This is a genomic window from Staphylococcus simulans (assembly GCF_025561465.1).
GTDB classification, from domain to species: domain Bacteria; phylum Bacillota; class Bacilli; order Staphylococcales; family Staphylococcaceae; genus Staphylococcus; species Staphylococcus simulans.
Genome location: NZ_CP095100.1, coordinates 1,905,923 through 1,923,188, shown reverse-complemented (window position 1 = coordinate 1,923,188; position 17,266 = coordinate 1,905,923). Strand labels below are relative to the sequence as shown.

The window sequence follows — 17,266 nt, the reverse complement described above, 5'->3', positions numbered from 1 at the left end:
TATTACGCTGCAGGTCCTTTTCAAATATCAAAATGATAATTTGGATTAAACGCGATAAATATCTGTATCGAAGTATTTACCAGTTTCACCGATTTTATCATACATTTGTTTCATTCTTGTCGCATTGTGGCTTGCCCAGTTGATGTCAGTCGCATATTGATGCGTAGCTGGTTCGCTTGGATTCCAACGCATGCGGTAAAGTGTGTTTTGACCTCTATCTAAGTAGTCGCTTGTGATGAACTTAGCTCCGCCGATAATCGCTTTTTCTACAGTATCCCAACCGTAGTGTGCTGCTGTTTTGAAGCCGCCACGTACTGCATCTGTGTCAATCGCACCGATACCGAACATATTGTAGTATTTTTTAGGTTCGTTTGTCACAACTTTGTTGGCGTTGTTGACATAACCGCCATTAGCTAAAGCAGATGTACCGTTACCAGTTTCAAGTAAGGCATGTGAGATTAAATAGATTTCATTAATGTCATATGTTTTAGCTGCTTGTGTGAAAGCTGCACCTTGGCCTTCTAAAATCCCTTTACCTTCAAGTAATTTATTTACACTGCTTGCTGAAAGGGCTTGTGCTTTGTCTAAACGTAAGAATTGATATTTTTGTGTCGCATCTTCTGTGATAGTTCTAGGGTCCATCGCAGTTCTTACTTCATCTTCTGATGCATCATCCCATTGACCAGGCACGTGTTGAACTTTAGGTGACCAAGGTAAGTTCATTTGTTTTGCGACTGCTTGATCAAATGAGTAGTCAGAAACATTTGTACGTGTCAATGTATTGCGAACATCTGCAGCTTTAACCCAAGCTGTTTGTCCGTTAGCTAAGACACCATGATACCAAGTCACACCATTAACTACTTGTCTTTCGAAAACTGTAATGATGTTACCGAATTGGTCTTTTAATGAACCTAATACTTGGCCATTCGGTGTTTTGTAGTAATAACCTTTATTGCTTGTCACGATATAGTCGTGGTTGTATTTCACAGCTGGTTGTTGTTTTTGTGCTGAAGTTGTCGCAGCTTTAGCTGTTGTTTTAGGTGTTAATGTTTTTTCAGCGACCCAACCAGTTTTACCATTTACAGTACCGTATACATAAGGTGTTTTGTTGACTAAAGTACGTTTAATTGCTTTGAATGTACCATTTTGTTTTGTTAATGGATCAATTAATTGTTTTGCTGTACCCCAAGGTGTTGTGTACAGACCATTTGATTTTGTATTAACGCTGTATTGTTGAGATGTAGGTGTTACAAGACCTTTATCCGCAACTCTTACATCTTTTGCGTTAACCCAACCAAGTGGCGTAGTTAAACCGATATTTTGTAATAAGTAGTATAATGTACCGTCTTGGTTACGTTCTCTAGTGATGTTGTATGTGTAACCTAAGAATTTCGCAGCTTTCGCACCTTTTTTATCATAAACACTTGCACGTAAACCGTAGTTATCAGATACATATTGACCTAATTTGTTTACTGTAATTGTTTTGTTTAATGGTGCTTTAGTTGTTTGTGTTGCAGCTTTTGTTGTTGCTGGTTTTGAAACTGCTTTAGTTGTTGTAGCTGCTTTTGCAGTAGGTTGAACTTTTTGAGCAGTTGTTTTCGCTACAGATTTTACTGTATTAACAACTTTCTTAGCTGCAGGTTTAACCGCTGTTTTAGTAGTTTTAACTGCAGTAGTTGGTTTAGTTGCTGGTTTAACAACTTTTTTAGTTGTTGTAGCTGCAGGTTTCACTGCAGTTTTAGTTGTTGTTTTCGCAACAGGTTTAGCAGTAGGTTTCACAGCTTTTTTAGTCGTTGTTGTTTTAGAAGGTGTTGTAGTACTTACACCTTTTACTTGTGTTGTTGGTTTGTTGACTGTTGTTTTAGGTGCAGTGTAGTTAGATAATTTAGCGATATCTACCCAACCAGATTTACCGTTTACTGTACCGTATACAAATTGAGTAGGGCTGACTTCTGTTTGTTTAGAAGCTTTAAATGCTTGTGCACCTGTACCTGAAACAGTTGCGACAGCTTGTTTATCAGTACCCCAAGGTGTGCTGTATAATTTAGTGCCTGATTGAACACCATAAGTTTTAGTATTAGTTGTAACAGGATGGCCGACTTTGTATGTGATGTCGCCAGTTTGTACCCAACCATAATTTGTACCTTTATTATAATCACTGATTAAGTAGAATGATTTGTCACCTAATAACGCTTTTTTAGTTAAGCGGTATGTTTGGTTATTTAAGTTTGAGTTTTGAACACCAGCTTTATCATAAACTGTTTTATATAAACCGTTGTTAGTGTTGTTGAGACGACCTAGTGAATCTACTGGAATTAATTTTAATTGAGATGTATTTGTGCTAGGTTTTGTTGTCGGTTTAGTTGTTGGCTGAGTAGGTTGAGTCGGTTGTGTTGTTGTATTTGATGCAGTACCCCAAGGTGCCACGACGCCTTCTTTGATTAAATATTTTTCATTGATTAAATCATAAAGCGCATCATAGTTATAGCCGCGTGATTGTAAGTAACCATGTGGATCGACATGGTCTGTACCACCTAAGAAGTTTGAAACTGCACGGTGAGTCCATACTGTACCACGACCATCATATTCAGCACTATCTGGTTTTAAACCATAATATTGTAAGTTTGTTGCTGCATAGTCAGCGATATTGTTCATTTGACGCGCAAATGAATCTTTATCATGTGTATGCACAAGTTCCATGTGAATGTAACGTTCGTTAGCTACTGGACCAGCACCCCATGCAAGGTAGTCTGTGTTCGCTGTTTCAACGATACGATTACCATCTACGAAACCATGAACAAAGGCATTTTGCCAGTTGTTTTTCATATAAGCAACTTCGTTATTCAATGTTGAATTTTCATTCGCTGTATCATGGATTACGATACCTTCAGGTTTACCATAACGATAATTATATTTAGGAATGTATGAAGAATAATCTTGCTCATACGTTGGTACTTTGTAATTTTGTTGACGAATGTAATCATTGATTGATGATTTCACTGTTGGTTTATATTTTGGTAGTGATGGTTTAGGTGCACTATAAGTTGTTTGTGCAGGTTGCGCAGAACGTGTTGCAGTTTGTGTAGTTTGTGCTGAACGCGTTGCTGTTTGCGTAGGTTGTTGTACTGAACGTGCTGCAGTTTGTGTTGGTTGTTGTACTGAACGGAAAGTCGTTACAGGTTCAGTTGAACGTGCTGCATATGTTGTTGCTTTAGGTTGTTCAACTTTTTGAGGTGTTGTTTGATTTACTGATGTTTGTGCTTCAGGTTGAGAAGCTTTGTTTTGTTCAGATACAACTTGTTTTTGAACAGCTTGTTGTGCTTCTTGAGTTTGTTGTTTATTTGCTTGTTCTTGTTGTTGAGCAGCTTGAGCTTGTTGTTCAGCTAATTTTTGTTGTTCTGTTACCTGCGCATTTTGAGCCTGTGCATTTGTTTGTTCTGTATCTTGTTGTGTAACATTAGCAGGTTGATCAGTTGTATTGTTTTGAGCATCTGCAGTTGGTTGTGCATTTGCTTCATTACTTGGTTCTGCTTGATTATTTAATTGATCAAGTTTAGAATCGTAACTCAAATTTTCATCATTTTCTTTTGGCTGTACTTGTGTAGGGTCTTTGTATTGTTGTGTACCAGCAATAGTTTTAGCTGTATCCTGAGTTGCTTGTTGATTTTGAGCCGTTTGATTACCTGTCGGCTGTTGATTCTGGTTTACATTGCTTGTAGTATTTGTAGGTTCTGAAGTTTCTGAATTACTTTGCGCATATGCTTGGTGCGTTGTAATAGCAGATCCTGCGATTGTTAATGCAATGATTGCTGGGGTTTTGTAATGAAACTTTTTAGACATAAAATGATACTCCTTTTAACAATATATTATTTTGAATATATTACAGTCTGTAGATAAACGTCTGGATTGGTAATTCTGAATTTCCTAGATGTTTGATTCTTAACGTCAGTGAAGTTCAAATCTGTGGGTGACGTTAGAAAATAGATGACTTGATGATGTTATTAACACATTGGTAGTTGTTGAAACGCATTATTAACATTTATCCAGGTCATATCATTTCTACACACAAAGCTACTAGCAGACTGAATGAATATGACACTATGTCAAAACTATGTAATATATCATTTTCATATATTATAATACGACTAAAGTAGGATAGAGAGGTTTTTAATCGATTTGTAATCAAACCTTAATGTGAGTACTCAATTGTTTATAAAGTAAATAGTTACTAAAGGTTACATTAATATGGCTTTTAATCTATAAAAATTGTAAATTTCATAGAAATTATAACGCTTTCGACATTGTTATATGTTCAATATTTTCCTCTAGAAATACGTCGCCCTCGGCTTTATAACCCAGTGATTCATAAAAAGCTTGTGCTTGAATTTGACCATTTAAAACTGCTTTTGAAAATCCATCGTCTTTCGCAATTGTTTCAATATATTTCATTAAATCGCGACCAATCCCTTGTTTTCTGTAATCTTTCAAAACTGCAACACGTTCCATTTTTGCAACACCATTGTAATCTCTGTAACGTGCAGTCGCAATAGGGCGTTGGTTATCATCATATCCGATAATATGTTTAGAGACATCTTCGAATTCATCCAATTCATTTTCTAAAGGTACATTTTGTTCATGCACAAAGACTTCGATTCTTACATCAAACACATCTTGCATTTCCTTTTTGCTTTTTGCGATTTTAAACATATTCATCATCCTCATATTTATTTTTTAGATACGATATAAGCGTACAAAAAAATCGTTACAGATGCATGCATTCATGCGCTGTAACGATTAATTAATTATTGGGCATATTTACGCACAATGGCTGTATATTGCCAGAATATACGCATTTGCGCAATATTCCAGTTATTCATACCCATTGTGAAACCTGATGGTTTAAAGATATTAACGTCAGTCACTTCAAGAGCTGCCGCAATTAAATATTGAATTGGAACACTGATGCTTTTCATGGTTTCAGTAATTCCATTTTGATCATAAACCCAAGAGAAGGGTAGTTCAGATTCGAATACGTCTACACGATCAAAGATTTCAGGCAGGGCAACGATATAACAAGCACCATCAATAAATGGATTTTCAACACTATCTTTATAGTAAAGCAGTAACGCTTCATAATTCTCTCTATGCGCATGGTTCACATAGAAGAATTCATTTCTGAAATGTGCCATATCTTTACTGTGGATGATTTGTTGCTCTAAAATACCGAACATTCCATTGATATTATTTAATTTCTCATAGGTTTTACGTGGCATACGTTATCGCTCCTCTTTCTAATAAAAGTCTTGACCAGAAGGCGCTTGTTGCTGCGCTGGGTTATTATTCATATTCGGATTTTGTTGATTACCTGGGTTCTGATTTTGATTAAAGCCGTTATTTGGATTTTGTTGGTTATTCCACTGTTCATTACCCGAATTATCGTATTGTTGATTATTATTTGATTGTTCATCTTGAGATTGGTCATCAGATTCTTCATCTTCAGTCGTATCTTTTTGATTGTCTCTTAGTAAACTGTCATCAATTGGTGTTAATGGTAGTAATTCACCATATTGTTTGATAACGCGTTCGTTTAAGAATTCATCTTTATCTTTGATTTTAGATAGACCTAAATCCGAACGTAGTAAGTTCGCATATTTCTTGATGCTTTTGATATCTGGATTGTAATAATAGATACCATTAAGTAATTCGTTATCTCCTTCGATTTGGGCTGTTTTAATATCTAAATCAGCTGGAAGGTAAGTCGTAAGTAATTTTTGGATATCTTTGTTTGAAAGGTTATGTTTTGAGTTTTTACCTACAATTTTAATTAAGTTATCAAGTTTGTTTACTTTATCTAATTTTTGCGCTTTTGTTGCGAGGATTTTAATTAAATCCATTTGACGTTGTCCTCGTTTTAAATCGGAATCATGATATCTTGTTCTAGCTACAGCTAATGCTTGATCGCCATTTAATTTATGATAGCCTTTTTTGACTTTAATACGACCATCATCGCCTGTATTCGGCTCATTTAAATTGTATGGCACATCATAATAAATACCGCCAAGTTCATCAACAGCTTGTACGAAAGCGTCCATATCAATACGTACATAGTAATCGACTGGTACATTTAATGTAGCTTCTACTGCATCCATTGAAGCATTCGGTCCACCAAATGCATGCGCATGTGTGATTTTATCAAAGTAACCGACTTTAGGAATATAACTGATAGTGTCTCGTGGAATACTTAACATTCTGACCTGTTTCTTATCAGGATTGAATGTTGAAAGAATCATTGCGTCTGTGCGTGACTTCTCAGTGGCTTGACCGCCTTCTCGTCTGCCTTTGTTATCATCTATTCCTAAAAAAAGTATAGAAATCGGCTCCTTTGCAGGATTGACTTTACCATCACGTAAATTCGATACTCTATTGGAATTATCGCTGAACGATGAATCGATTGCGCTTCTAGAAGTTTTATATAACATCACTGCGAAAATAATAGGAATAATGACCAGGACGAGTGAAAGAAGTATTAAAAAATACTTGAAAATTTTATTCATTAGTCTTGCTCCCGGTTTCAATTTTAAGATGTAGCAATCCTATAAATAGGCAGCTAATGCACCGCTCATGGATTGCCGATAATTTTGCTCATTATAACCATATATTTTAATACTAATATGGCTAAATTACAAACTTTGTATCCCACTTATTATTTCACAAAACAGCAGATTACTAAAGATAAATCAGAAAAACTTCTAATAAATTACATCACTCGTTTGACTGTGCTGAATGATGATTAACGATTATTAAAGCAATCACTACAAATAAACCGCCGATTACTAAGCTGAAAGTAAATTTCTCATGTAACCAAATAATAGAGAAAATTGTTGAAGAAACTGGGACTAAAAATAAGAAGCTGCTTGCGACTGTAGCTCCACCGATACGAAGACTTAAAAACCACAAGCCGAACGATCCGATAGATGCTGGGATAATAAGCCATATTAAATTAAACCAGCCAAAAAAGCTTAAGTCTAAAATATGGTAGTGTTCATTGGAAACAGCAGAAATAATCAACATGATAAACCCGCCGATAAATAGTTGCCAACCTGTGAGGACCCATGGCCCTTTATCGAAAGAAACCATTTTAGTGACTACTGTATTGATAGCCCAACATAAAGATCCTAAGAGTGCATAAAATGCACCGATACCTAAAGTTGATTTATCTAACCCTAAACAGATTACTACACCTGTAATACCTAGAAATAACGCTAATACTTTTAATTTTGTCAATTTATCATTTAATAGAAAATGGGCTAAAAATGCTAACCATAAAGGGTTTGTAAATAAAATGATAGATGACATTGAAGATGATAATCCTTTAGCCATTGATAAATTTAAAAAGCCCATTGTACCAGCTGTTTGCAGTAAGCCAATAACAATGACAAGGATTGTTCCTTTAGTAATGTTTTGATTTGAAGCGGGCACGAGTGGGCGCCAACCACGTAAAGCAAGGGTGATTAATAACATAAGTAGACCTGCAATTAAAAAACGCCATCCGCCAATATAAAATGGAGGTGTACCATCAACGGATATTAAATATTTTCCTGTAGGAAACGAAGAACCCATAAAAATTGTTGTGAAAATTATACTGAAAAGAAACGTATGTTTAGAACTTAGCTTTTCCATGGTATATTTCCTCACTTTCATTTAAAAAAATTAGAAAAAATTATACAATAATTGTAAGTATAAATCTATATTAGGGATATTGTTTATCTCTAATGTATAAATTAAAACTTTAAGGATGGTGTGTCAATATGAAATTATCATCAGGATGGGAACAATCTATCTATGTTTTACTTATATTAAATGAATTACCTGACGGAAAAAGTATCAATTCACTTGCTTTAAGCGAGCGATTAAATACTTCACATTCATATTTAAAGAAAATTATTAAGTTACTCGTAAATGAAGGACTTATTATTTCAACGCCAGGTAAAAATGGTGGATTTTCATTAGAAAAACCTCTAGAAGAAATTACATTTTATGATGTGTTCATGGCAGTAGAAGGCAGAGGGAAAATATTCGCGAGCCAACACTTGTTACGTAATTTTTTAGGTGAAAATGAAGGTGAAAAAGCACAAAAATGTGCGGTAACTGAATCATTAACAATTATTGAGGAAACTTTAATAAATACTTTAACTAGTATTACACTTGAAAATGTATCAAAAGATATAAAAAACCATTATGATTTAACAGAACTTCAGTCTTGGGTCAGTGAGAATATTTAGTCCAGAGATGTATGTCAATCTGAAAAACATAAGTTATAATAAAACTATTGAAGTGAAGTAATATTATCTATTATTGAGGACTATTGACTTATAGTAGATTTAAATCATAGAGAGGAGCATAAGTAAGTATGAAATTGAATTGGGAAAACAAGATAGATGAAAGTTTAGTTTCAGCGTTTTATAAAGATCAAACTGAAAATATTAAAAATGAAGGATTTGAAGACACACTCGCTTTTGGTACAGCAGGTATCAGAGGGTTAATCGGTTTAGGACCTGGCCGTTTAAATGCCTTTACAGTGCGTAAAGTTGCGGTAGGTTTAGCTAAATATTTAAGTGAACACAAACCTGAATCATTAGTCGTGATTCATTTTGATACACGTTTCTTATCAGAAGAATTCGCACATGAAATCGCAGCAGTACTAGCACAATATGAAGTGAAAGCTGTAGTAGGCAAACGTTATAATTCTACACCTGAATTATCATTTGCGGTACGTTATTTAGAAGCAGACGCTGGTGTTATGATTACAGCGAGTCATAATCCTAAAGAATATAATGGAATTAAAATTTATGGTGCAGACGGCGGTCAATTATTGCCTCAACCTTCTGAGATGTTAAGTAGTTATATTAATCAAATTGAAGATCCATTAGACATTGAAGGCGGAAATTTTGAAGAAGGACTAAACAATGGCTTCATTACATACTTATCAGAGGATGTTACAGAAGCTTATAAAGCAGAAGTAATTAAATTAGTTGATTCAATTCCAACGCAAACTGAAAAAATTGCGTTAACAAGTTTACATGGTACAAGTTTACCGATTCTATCCGAAATCTTTGAAAAATTAAATTACAGCAATTATGTCATCGAAAAAGAACAATCACAACCTGACGGCAGCTTCCCGACAGTTGCTTATGCGAACCCAGAAGAAGAACAAGCCTTTACGTATAGTTTACGCTTAGCGGATCAAGAAGATGCCCAATTGATTTTAGCAACGGATCCTGATGCTGACCGCTTCGGCATGATCGAACGCTACAAAGATGGTACACACCGTTACTTCAACGGTAATGAAATCGGCTTAATCTTATTAAAACTGCGTCATGACCAATTAAAAGCAGAAGGTACAAACCAACCGTTATACATGGTGAAATCTATCGTCAGCAGTGCAGCCAGTGATCGCTTAGCACAAGCATTAGATTTAGAAAGTAATACAGTTTTAACAGGATTCAAATTTATTTCTGAAATTCTTCAAAACAAACAAGATACTGATGAACAATTGGTATTAGGTTATGAAGAAAGCCATGGTTATCTAGCAGCACCATTCTCAAGAGACAAAGATGCGATTCAAATGATTCCATTAGTGGTTAAATACAAAAATGAATTAGCCCAACAAGGTAAAACGTTTAAAGATGTCTTAGATGAAGTTTATGCTTTGACAGGTATCTTCAAAGACAAAACGATTTCACCTAAATTTGAAGGTGCTTCAGGCAGACAAAAAATAAATGATTTACTTGAAAGTTTCAGAAAAGAACAACCAGATACATTACTTGGACTAAAAGTGAAACAAATTGAAGATTATCAAACGAAGACCATTACAGACTTAGTCAATCATCAAACAGTGGAAACAACATTACCACAAAGCAACTTAATCCGCTTCATTTTAGATGAAGGTTTTATCGCGTTAAGACCTTCAGGTACAGAACCTAAAATCAAAGTGTACTTCTCATTAAATGTTGAAGATTTAGAAGCTGTTGTTACACAATTTGAACAAACGTATTTGGATTAATAAAAATGAATTAAACTAACAAGAAAGACATATCGATAAAAGAGGAAATGAATGAATAGAAGAATAAAGAACGGCATTATCTTTGTCGTTGTAGTTACGTTGTTGGTTGGTGTATTTTCGGTTTATTTAAATTGGAAACATCATCAAAGCTATAGTCAGCATCAACTACCGAAAATAAGTGAAAATGCACAGTCAAAAGAAAAAGCAAATTACTATACTGTAATGAAAGATAATGCAGTAGACCCTAAAATTGATGCATATTTAAAAGGAAAAGGTTTTAACGGTACAATTACGATTTTTCATAAGGGTCAGTTAATTATGGACAAAGCGTATGGCTATCAAAATTTTGAAGAGAATAAGAAAAATACACCGAACTCTATGTATTTGATCGGTTCTTCTCAAAAGTTCACAACAGGCTTATTATTGAAACAATTAGAAAGTGAAGGCAAAATAAATATTAATGACCGATTGGATAAATATTTGCCGTGGTTTAAAACAGAGCAACCCCTTTATTTGAAGGATTTAATGCTGCATCGAAGCGGTTTAAAGAAATTTACTGGCAGCAATACAGCACACAGTAATGAAGATGTTGCGAAAGAGTTACAGCGTGCAGGCATTCAGCCGGGTAAATATCATAAACATCAATATAATGATGGAAACTACATTATATTGTCTGATGTTATTCAAAAAGTGACACACAAGTCATTTGATCAATACTTTGATGAAAAATTAAAAAATCCGAACCAATTATATAGAACAGCTTTCTATAATGAAACACAATATCAACCGTTTATGGCACAAGGTTACAATGCTGAAAAACAACCGATGACTTTAAAATTTATGGACCATTACTACGGTGCAGGTAATTTGTTTATGTCAACGAGAGATATGGCAAAGCTGATCGCAAACTTGCAAGAAAATAAAATCTTATCTCCAAAAGATACGGAAGGGTTGTTATACGAATTACACACACCAACCTATAATGAACCTTATCGTTACGGATTTTATAGTTATGATAATGGTAGTCGTGTCAACGGTATGTTTTTCGGTCATCAAATGACCAGCTATTTTAACAAAGATTATATCGTGGTAATGGGAACGAACTATCAATATCCGAAATACGTTAATGAACACTATATGAAAGATATTTTTGTGAAACAATTACATCAACCAGATCCAACTAAAAAAAGCAGAGTCATTTGATTTAAACCGTTTTTTTAATACCAAAACAAAAACGATATCAAATCAACTAACGTATCATTTCAAGACGTGACATCAAGTGAAGAGGACAACAATGAAGAGAAAACTAATAAAGATAATGATATTTATACTAATTGTCGCACTTATAGCCGGTGTGATAACCTATTATTTAAATTGGAAACATTTTCAACAATACGGACATCATCATAACCTTTTGAAAACTAAAGATAATCATCCATCAGTTCAAGTTGGAAGTTATAAAACTGTAATGAATGAAAAGAATGTGCGCTATACAGCCATTGATGAATATTTGAAAAAACAAAAGTTCAATGGTGATATTGCGGTATATTACCAAGGTAAACTCGTGATGGATAAAGGATATGGTTATCAAGACTTTATTAATCGTAAAAAGACGAATCCTAATTCAATGTATTTGATTGGGTCAGCGCAAAAGTTTATGACAGGTATGATGCTTAAAAAGTTAGAAACAGAAGGTAAACTCAACATCAACGATGAAGTGACAAAATATCTACCTTGGTTTCAAACCAATGAACCTTTGATTCTGCGTGATTTTATGCTGCATCAAAGCGGTATACAAATGTTTCGCCCGAAAACGAATATCCATAGTATAGATGGAGCAGTTCATATGTTGCAGGAACAAGGGTTGCAGCCGGATATGTTTAGAAAGCATCAATATAATGATGCGAATTATATTGTGTTAGCGCGGGTGATTGAAGCGGTCACTAAGATGTCATATGCAGATTATTTCAATCAAAACTTTGTGCAACCATATGAATTGAACCAAACAGCCTTTTACAATAACACTGCTTATAAACCTTATATGGCTAAAGGCTATAATGAATTAAAAATACCAGAGTTTCCTGCATACATGGATCAATATTATGGGGCAGGTAATTTGTATATGGCACCTAGAGACATGGGGAAATTTGTCTTAGCATTACAAAATCAGAAGATGTTTAATGCACATACTACAAATCAACTCTTACATGAAGTGAACACCAAAGAGTTTCCACATGCATATCGTTATGGCTTTTACAGTTTTGGTCAGAGTGCGCGCGCGAATGGTATCTTTTATGGGCAACAATTTACTTGCTACTTCAATAAGGATTATATATTAGTGATGGGCGCTAACTATCAAAAACCAGTTGGTAAGAATGAAACATTAATGAAAAAGATTTTTATGGATTATCTGAAACAACCAGATCCTACTAAAAAAGCAAAACAGTAGAATAAAAAAGTGAAGTAATAGACTGTTTCATCTACAGTGATATGTAGAGCGAGACAGTCTATTTTGTTTGGAAACAATTTCTCAAATAAAGAGAAAACAATATATTTAAATGTATAATAACACAAAATATTGGGAATAATTTAAATAATTCATGGCGTAACGGGTATATAAATACAAGGAGGAATCGATATGCAGAAAAAAATGCTTTCTTTATTAGTCGCTTCCGGAATAGTCCTTGCTGCATGTGGGCAAGGCGGATCAAGCGATGAAAACAAAAATGATTCAGAACAAAAAGCCAATACAGAACAAAAACAAAAAGGTGATACTTCTGGTACAAGCGAGACTGGTAAAAACAGTAACGTTATTAAACTAGGAGATATTAAAACTCAACCTGAAGATGCAGTAAAAACTGCTAAGAAAGAATATGATGGTGAATTAAAAGAAATCTCATTTGAAAAAGAACAAGGCAAATGGGCATATAAAATCGATTTACAAAAACAAGGTGAAGAAGGAGAAGTTATCATCAACAGTAAAGATGGTAAAGTCATGAATAAATCAACTGAAAAAGAAGATGATTATGACAAAGCAAAATCATTCAAATATGAAGACTTCAAACCTTATGATGAAATCATCAAAAAAGCGAAAGACAACTTCAATGGTGATATCCATGAATGGTCATTATCAAGAGATAGTGACGAAGGTAAATTCGTTTACGATGTAGACTTACAAAAAGGCAACTCTAAACAAGAGTTCAGCTTGGATGCGAAAACAGCTAAAATTTTAAAAAATGAAAAAGATGACTAATCTTTAAATACGAAATGGACTACTTAGGTTAATGCCTAGGTAGTCTTTTTTTACGTCAAAATGAAAGGGAATTCATTCAAATCTTTAAAGCGCTGTCAATTTTATGTAGATTATGTAACTTATTTGTCATAAATCGCTTGAAACAACTATAATTTTTAAAATTTGAATTGACTAGTACGAGTTAAAAAGTTACATTATTATTGTGAACAAAAACGAACAATAACGAACATAAAAGCTGCGATAATTTTTTATATGTTCATGTTGTATCGTTGGCGTTGATAATTGTAAATTACACATTTTAATTCAACCTAAGGGGGAAACACCATGAGCAACAAAGAAGAAAACATGATGATTGGTTTCACAATCGTTGCGATTGCAGGTGATGCACGTCGAGAAGTAATGGCAGCTTTAGCCGCTGCTAAAGAAAACGATTTTGAACAAGCACGTCAACACATTGTTGAAGCCAACAACTTTATCACAGAAGCACATAAGGAACAAACGCAAATGTTAGCGAAAGAAGCAGCAGGAGAAGCATCTGATATTAGTTTTATTATGGTTCACGGTCAAGACCATTTGATGACTACAATGGCTTTGAGAGACGCAGCAAACTACATGATTGACTTATATGAACAACTCCGTGATTTAAAACACTAATAAGCAGGTGACAGCATGAATAAAATTATTAAAATGATTGAAAAAATGAAACCTTTCTTTGAAAAGATTGCATCTAACCCGTATTTAACTGCAATCCGTGATGGTTTCGTAGCTTTAATGCCAGTCGTTTTATTCTCATCTTTATTTATCTTGGTAGCTTATGTACCAAACGTATGGGGATTCCACTGGCCTAAAAATATTGAAGACATCATCATGAAAGTTTATAACTTCACGATGGGTATGTTAGCCGTCTTCATGGCAGGTACTGTAACTAAATCACTTACCGACAACAGAAACTTGAAATTACCTAAAACGAACCAAATCAACGTAATTTCAACTTTCGTAGCTGCTGAAGCTTCGTTATTAATCTTAGCAGTTAAACCAATCAAAGATGGTATCAGCATTGAATTATTAGGTACTAAAGGATTAATCGCAGCATTCTTAGTCGCATTCATCGTGCCGAACATCTATAAATTCTGTATTGGTAGAAACATCACAATCAAAATGCCTCCGCAAGTTCCAGGTAACATCGCGCAAGCATTTAAAGACATGATCCCATTCGCACTTTCAGTAACATTCTTCTGGATCGTTGATATTGTCGTTCGTGCATTATCACACGGTAACACAGCAGAATTGGTAACTACATTGTTATCTCCATTATTCAGAGCAGCAAACGGTTACTTAGGATTCGCGATTATCTTTGGTTTCATGGCATTCTTCTGGTTTATCGGGGTTCACGGTCCTTCAGTAGTTGGTCCGGCAGTAATCGCGATTATGTACAACAACCAAGTAGAAAACTTACGTTTATTCAGAGCGGGTGAACATGCGCATTACGCATTAACTCAATCAACACAAGACTTCGTAGCATTAATTGGTGGTACAGGTGCAACTTTATTAGTACCTTATATCTTCATTTTCCTATGTAAGTCCCCTGAATTAAAAGCGGTGGGTAAAGCTTCGGTTATCCCGACTACATTCGCCGTTAACGAACCATTATTATTTGGTGCACCGATCATCTTGAACCCAGTGTTCATGGTTCCATTCATTATCACACCAATTTTAAACTCTTGGATTTTAAAATTCTTCGTAGATAATCTTGGAATGAACGGATTTATGCACTTCTTACCATGGCCAACACCAGGTCCAATCGGTATCTATATGGCGTCTAACTTCTCAGTATTATCATTATTATTAATCGCCATTATCTTAGTATTAGACTTTACAATTTGGTTCCCGTTCATCAAAGCTTATGACAAATTAAAACTTGATGAAGAACATGAAATTGAATTACAAAAAGCTGCAGCTGCTACAGCTGGCGGCGGAACTGCTGCACCAATTGAAGTTGAAGAAAACACTCCAGACTTCAATTCTCGTGAACATACAAACGTATTAGTTGTATGTGCCGGCGGTGGTACAAGTGGTATCTTAGCAAACAGCTTAAACAAATATGCGAAAGAAAATGACATTCCGTTAGAAGCAACAGCTCGTGCTTACGGTCAAGATATGGACTTAATCAAAGATATGGACATCGTAATCTTAGCACCACAAATGGATGCGATGAAAGATGAAATGAGAAAATATACTGATCAATACGGTGCTGTATTAGTACCAACAACTGGTAAACAATACATTGGCTTAACTCGTGATGGAGAAGGCGCAATGAAATTGATTTTCGAAAAAATCAACGAAAAATAAGCAATAATTTAATGTAAGACACACACTTAGCCCCTTGTCGCATTTACACACGACATCTTAAGTATCTACACAAGCGGCAAGGGGCTCCATTTGTGTGTGATGTAACTAGTAATATTGAAGATATTAATTAACTAAAAAGGAGACAATTTAATGAGTAAATTACCTAAAGACTTTGTATTAGGTGCTGCAACTGCTGCATATCAAGTTGAAGGTTCAAGTACTGTAGATGGTAAAGGTCGTGTATTATGGGATGGTTTCTTAGAAAAACAAGGACGTTTTTCTCCAGACCCAGCAAGTGATTTTTACAATCGTTATGAAGAAGATATCAAATTAGCATCAGAATATGGTATCAAAGCAATCCGTATTTCAATTGCTTGGTCACGTATTATTCCTGATGGTACAGGTGAAGTAAACGAAAAAGGTTTGACATATTATCGCAAAGTATTCGAAACTTGCCATAAATATGGAATCGAACCTTTTGTTACACTTCACCACTTTGATACTCCAGAAACTTTATTTGAAAAAGGTGACTGGTTAAACAAAGATCAAATCGATGCATTCGAACGTTATGCTGAACTTGTATTTGACGAATATCATGATGTTGTTAAATACTGGATCACAATCAACGAACCAATCGCGTATGTTCAAGGACAATATATTACAGGTGCTTTCCCTCCTGGTGAACAGTACAACACTTTAAAATGTTTACAAGCACAACATAACCAAATCGCTGCACATAGCCGCATTGTAAACTTATTTAAATCAAAAGGTTATGAAGGTGAAATTGGTTTAGTTCACGCATTAACACAATTCTACAGCATCGATGATCAACCATTAAACCAAATCGCTGCTTACAAACATGATATCTTTATGAATGGTTTCATGTTAGACGGAACATTCCTAGGTTACTATACTCCAGCTAAATTAACTGTAGTAAGAGAAATCTTAGGTGAAGAATTCGAACAATTAGATATTCGCGAAGAAGAACTAGAAGAAATCCGTAAAGCTGCACCACAACTTGACTTCTTAGGTATTAACTATTACCAAAGTAACTGGATCAAATACCATAATGAAGAAAGCTATATTCACCATAATGGTACAGGCGATAAAGGAACTTCTGTCTTCCGTGTTAAAGGTATCGGAGAAGTTGTTAAAAATGAAGCAATCCCTACAAATGACTGGGATTGGTACATTTATCCAGAAGGTCTATATGACATGATGGAACGTATTAAAAACGACTATCCTAACTACAAAAAAATCTATGTTACTGAAAACGGCCTAGGCTACAAAGATGTACTTGAAGATAACGGTGAAGTACATGATGACGAACGTATTGACTATGTAAGACAACATATTGAAGCAATCGAACGTGCATACGCAGACGGTATCAACGTTAAAGGTTACTTCATCTGGTCACTACAAGATATGTTCAGCTGGTCAAACGGCTACAATAAACGTTATGGTTTATTCTATATCGATTTCGAAACTCAAAAACGTTATGTTAAAGACAGTGCGAAATGGTATAAACAATTATCAGACGACATTTATGGAAAGTAAATAAGTAAGGCAAAACCCCTCAGAATTTTCTGAGGGGTTTTGTT

13 protein-coding genes are annotated in these 17,266 nt (G+C 34.8%); 8 read left to right on the top strand and 5 right to left on the bottom strand.

Annotated elements, in window-relative coordinates:
• Positions 1-45: 45 nt before the first annotated feature.
• The 5 genes from MUA87_RS09020 to MUA87_RS09000 form a co-directional block, all read right to left on the bottom strand.
• Positions 46-3,840, bottom strand: coding sequence for a glucosaminidase domain-containing protein (locus MUA87_RS09020; RefSeq protein WP_262550585.1), 3,795 nt, complete (start codon positions 3,838-3,840; stop codon positions 46-48).
• A gap of 444 nt (positions 3,841-4,284) precedes the next feature.
• Positions 4,285-4,707, bottom strand: coding sequence for a GNAT family N-acetyltransferase (locus MUA87_RS09015; protein WP_105966768.1), 423 nt, complete (start codon positions 4,705-4,707; stop codon positions 4,285-4,287).
• A gap of 95 nt (positions 4,708-4,802) precedes the next feature.
• Positions 4,803-5,273, bottom strand: coding sequence for a DUF2538 family protein (locus MUA87_RS09010; protein WP_002480465.1), 471 nt, complete (start codon positions 5,271-5,273; stop codon positions 4,803-4,805).
• A gap of 18 nt (positions 5,274-5,291) precedes the next feature.
• Complete coding sequence (locus tag MUA87_RS09005; RefSeq protein WP_023015849.1) at positions 5,292-6,554, bottom strand: LCP family protein; 1,263 nt, start codon at positions 6,552-6,554, stop codon at positions 5,292-5,294.
• 208 nt (positions 6,555-6,762) lie between these two features.
• Positions 6,763-7,680, bottom strand: a complete 918-nt coding sequence (locus MUA87_RS09000; protein WP_262550582.1) for a DMT family transporter — start codon at positions 7,678-7,680, stop codon at positions 6,763-6,765.
• 128 nt (positions 7,681-7,808) lie between these two features.
• Here MUA87_RS09000 and MUA87_RS08995 point away from each other — a divergent pair, with 128 nt between their 5' ends.
• The 8 genes from MUA87_RS08995 (at position 7,809) to lacG (ending at position 17,222) form a co-directional block, all read left to right on the top strand.
• On the top strand, positions 7,809-8,282 hold the full coding sequence (locus tag MUA87_RS08995) for an RrF2 family transcriptional regulator (protein ID WP_057510946.1): 474 nt from the start codon (positions 7,809-7,811) through the stop codon (positions 8,280-8,282).
• Between the two features lie 128 nt (positions 8,283-8,410).
• Positions 8,411-10,063 carry a phospho-sugar mutase gene (locus MUA87_RS08990; RefSeq protein WP_103364312.1) on the top strand — a complete coding sequence of 551 codons (1,653 nt, stop codon included), beginning with the start codon at positions 8,411-8,413 and terminating at the stop codon, positions 10,061-10,063.
• A gap of 51 nt (positions 10,064-10,114) precedes the next feature.
• Positions 10,115-11,266, top strand: coding sequence for a serine hydrolase domain-containing protein (locus MUA87_RS08985; protein ID WP_262550580.1), 1,152 nt, complete (start codon positions 10,115-10,117; stop codon positions 11,264-11,266).
• 91 nt (positions 11,267-11,357) lie between these two features.
• Positions 11,358-12,512, top strand: coding sequence for a serine hydrolase domain-containing protein (locus MUA87_RS08980; protein ID WP_262550578.1), 1,155 nt, complete (start codon positions 11,358-11,360; stop codon positions 12,510-12,512).
• Positions 12,513-12,701: 189 nt separating this feature from the next.
• The gene (locus MUA87_RS08975; RefSeq protein ID WP_060803886.1) at positions 12,702-13,316 is read left to right on the top strand and encodes a PepSY domain-containing protein; all 615 of its coding nucleotides are present in this window, start codon (positions 12,702-12,704) and stop codon (positions 13,314-13,316) included.
• Positions 13,317-13,640: 324 nt separating this feature from the next.
• Complete coding sequence (locus MUA87_RS08970) at positions 13,641-13,970, top strand: PTS lactose/cellobiose transporter subunit IIA (RefSeq protein WP_002480473.1); 330 nt, start codon at positions 13,641-13,643, stop codon at positions 13,968-13,970.
• Positions 13,971-13,985: 15 nt separating this feature from the next.
• Positions 13,986-15,665 carry a PTS lactose transporter subunit IIBC gene (locus MUA87_RS08965; RefSeq protein ID WP_002480474.1) on the top strand — a complete coding sequence of 560 codons (1,680 nt, stop codon included), beginning with the start codon at positions 13,986-13,988 and terminating at the stop codon, positions 15,663-15,665.
• A gap of 150 nt (positions 15,666-15,815) precedes the next feature.
• The gene (gene lacG, locus MUA87_RS08960) at positions 15,816-17,222 is read left to right on the top strand and encodes a 6-phospho-beta-galactosidase (protein ID WP_002480475.1); all 1,407 of its coding nucleotides are present in this window, start codon (positions 15,816-15,818) and stop codon (positions 17,220-17,222) included.
• Positions 17,223-17,266: the final 44 nt, after the last annotated feature.

Coding starts and splice junctions, on each gene's coding strand:
- MUA87_RS09015 (WP_105966768.1), bottom strand. CDS start 4,707: ATGTTTAAAATCGCAAAAAGCAAAAAGGAAATGCAAGATGTGTTTGAT.
- MUA87_RS09010 (WP_002480465.1), bottom strand. CDS start 5,273: ATGCCACGTAAAACCTATGAGAAATTAAATAATATCAATGGAATGTTC.
- MUA87_RS08970 (WP_002480473.1), top strand. CDS start 13,641: ATGAGCAACAAAGAAGAAAACATGATGATTGGTTTCACAATCGTTGCG.
- MUA87_RS08990 (WP_103364312.1), top strand. CDS start 8,411: ATGAAATTGAATTGGGAAAACAAGATAGATGAAAGTTTAGTTTCAGCG.
- MUA87_RS08985 (WP_262550580.1), top strand. CDS start 10,115: ATGAATAGAAGAATAAAGAACGGCATTATCTTTGTCGTTGTAGTTACG.
- MUA87_RS08965 (WP_002480474.1), top strand. CDS start 13,986: ATGAATAAAATTATTAAAATGATTGAAAAAATGAAACCTTTCTTTGAA.
- MUA87_RS09000 (WP_262550582.1), bottom strand. CDS start 7,680: ATGGAAAAGCTAAGTTCTAAACATACGTTTCTTTTCAGTATAATTTTC.
- MUA87_RS09020 (WP_262550585.1), bottom strand. CDS start 3,840: ATGTCTAAAAAGTTTCATTACAAAACCCCAGCAATCATTGCATTAACA.
- MUA87_RS08980 (WP_262550578.1), top strand. CDS start 11,358: ATGAAGAGAAAACTAATAAAGATAATGATATTTATACTAATTGTCGCA.
- MUA87_RS09005 (WP_023015849.1), bottom strand. CDS start 6,554: ATGAATAAAATTTTCAAGTATTTTTTAATACTTCTTTCACTCGTCCTG.
- MUA87_RS08975 (WP_060803886.1), top strand. CDS start 12,702: ATGCAGAAAAAAATGCTTTCTTTATTAGTCGCTTCCGGAATAGTCCTT.
- MUA87_RS08995 (WP_057510946.1), top strand. CDS start 7,809: ATGAAATTATCATCAGGATGGGAACAATCTATCTATGTTTTACTTATA.
- lacG (WP_002480475.1), top strand. CDS start 15,816: ATGAGTAAATTACCTAAAGACTTTGTATTAGGTGCTGCAACTGCTGCA.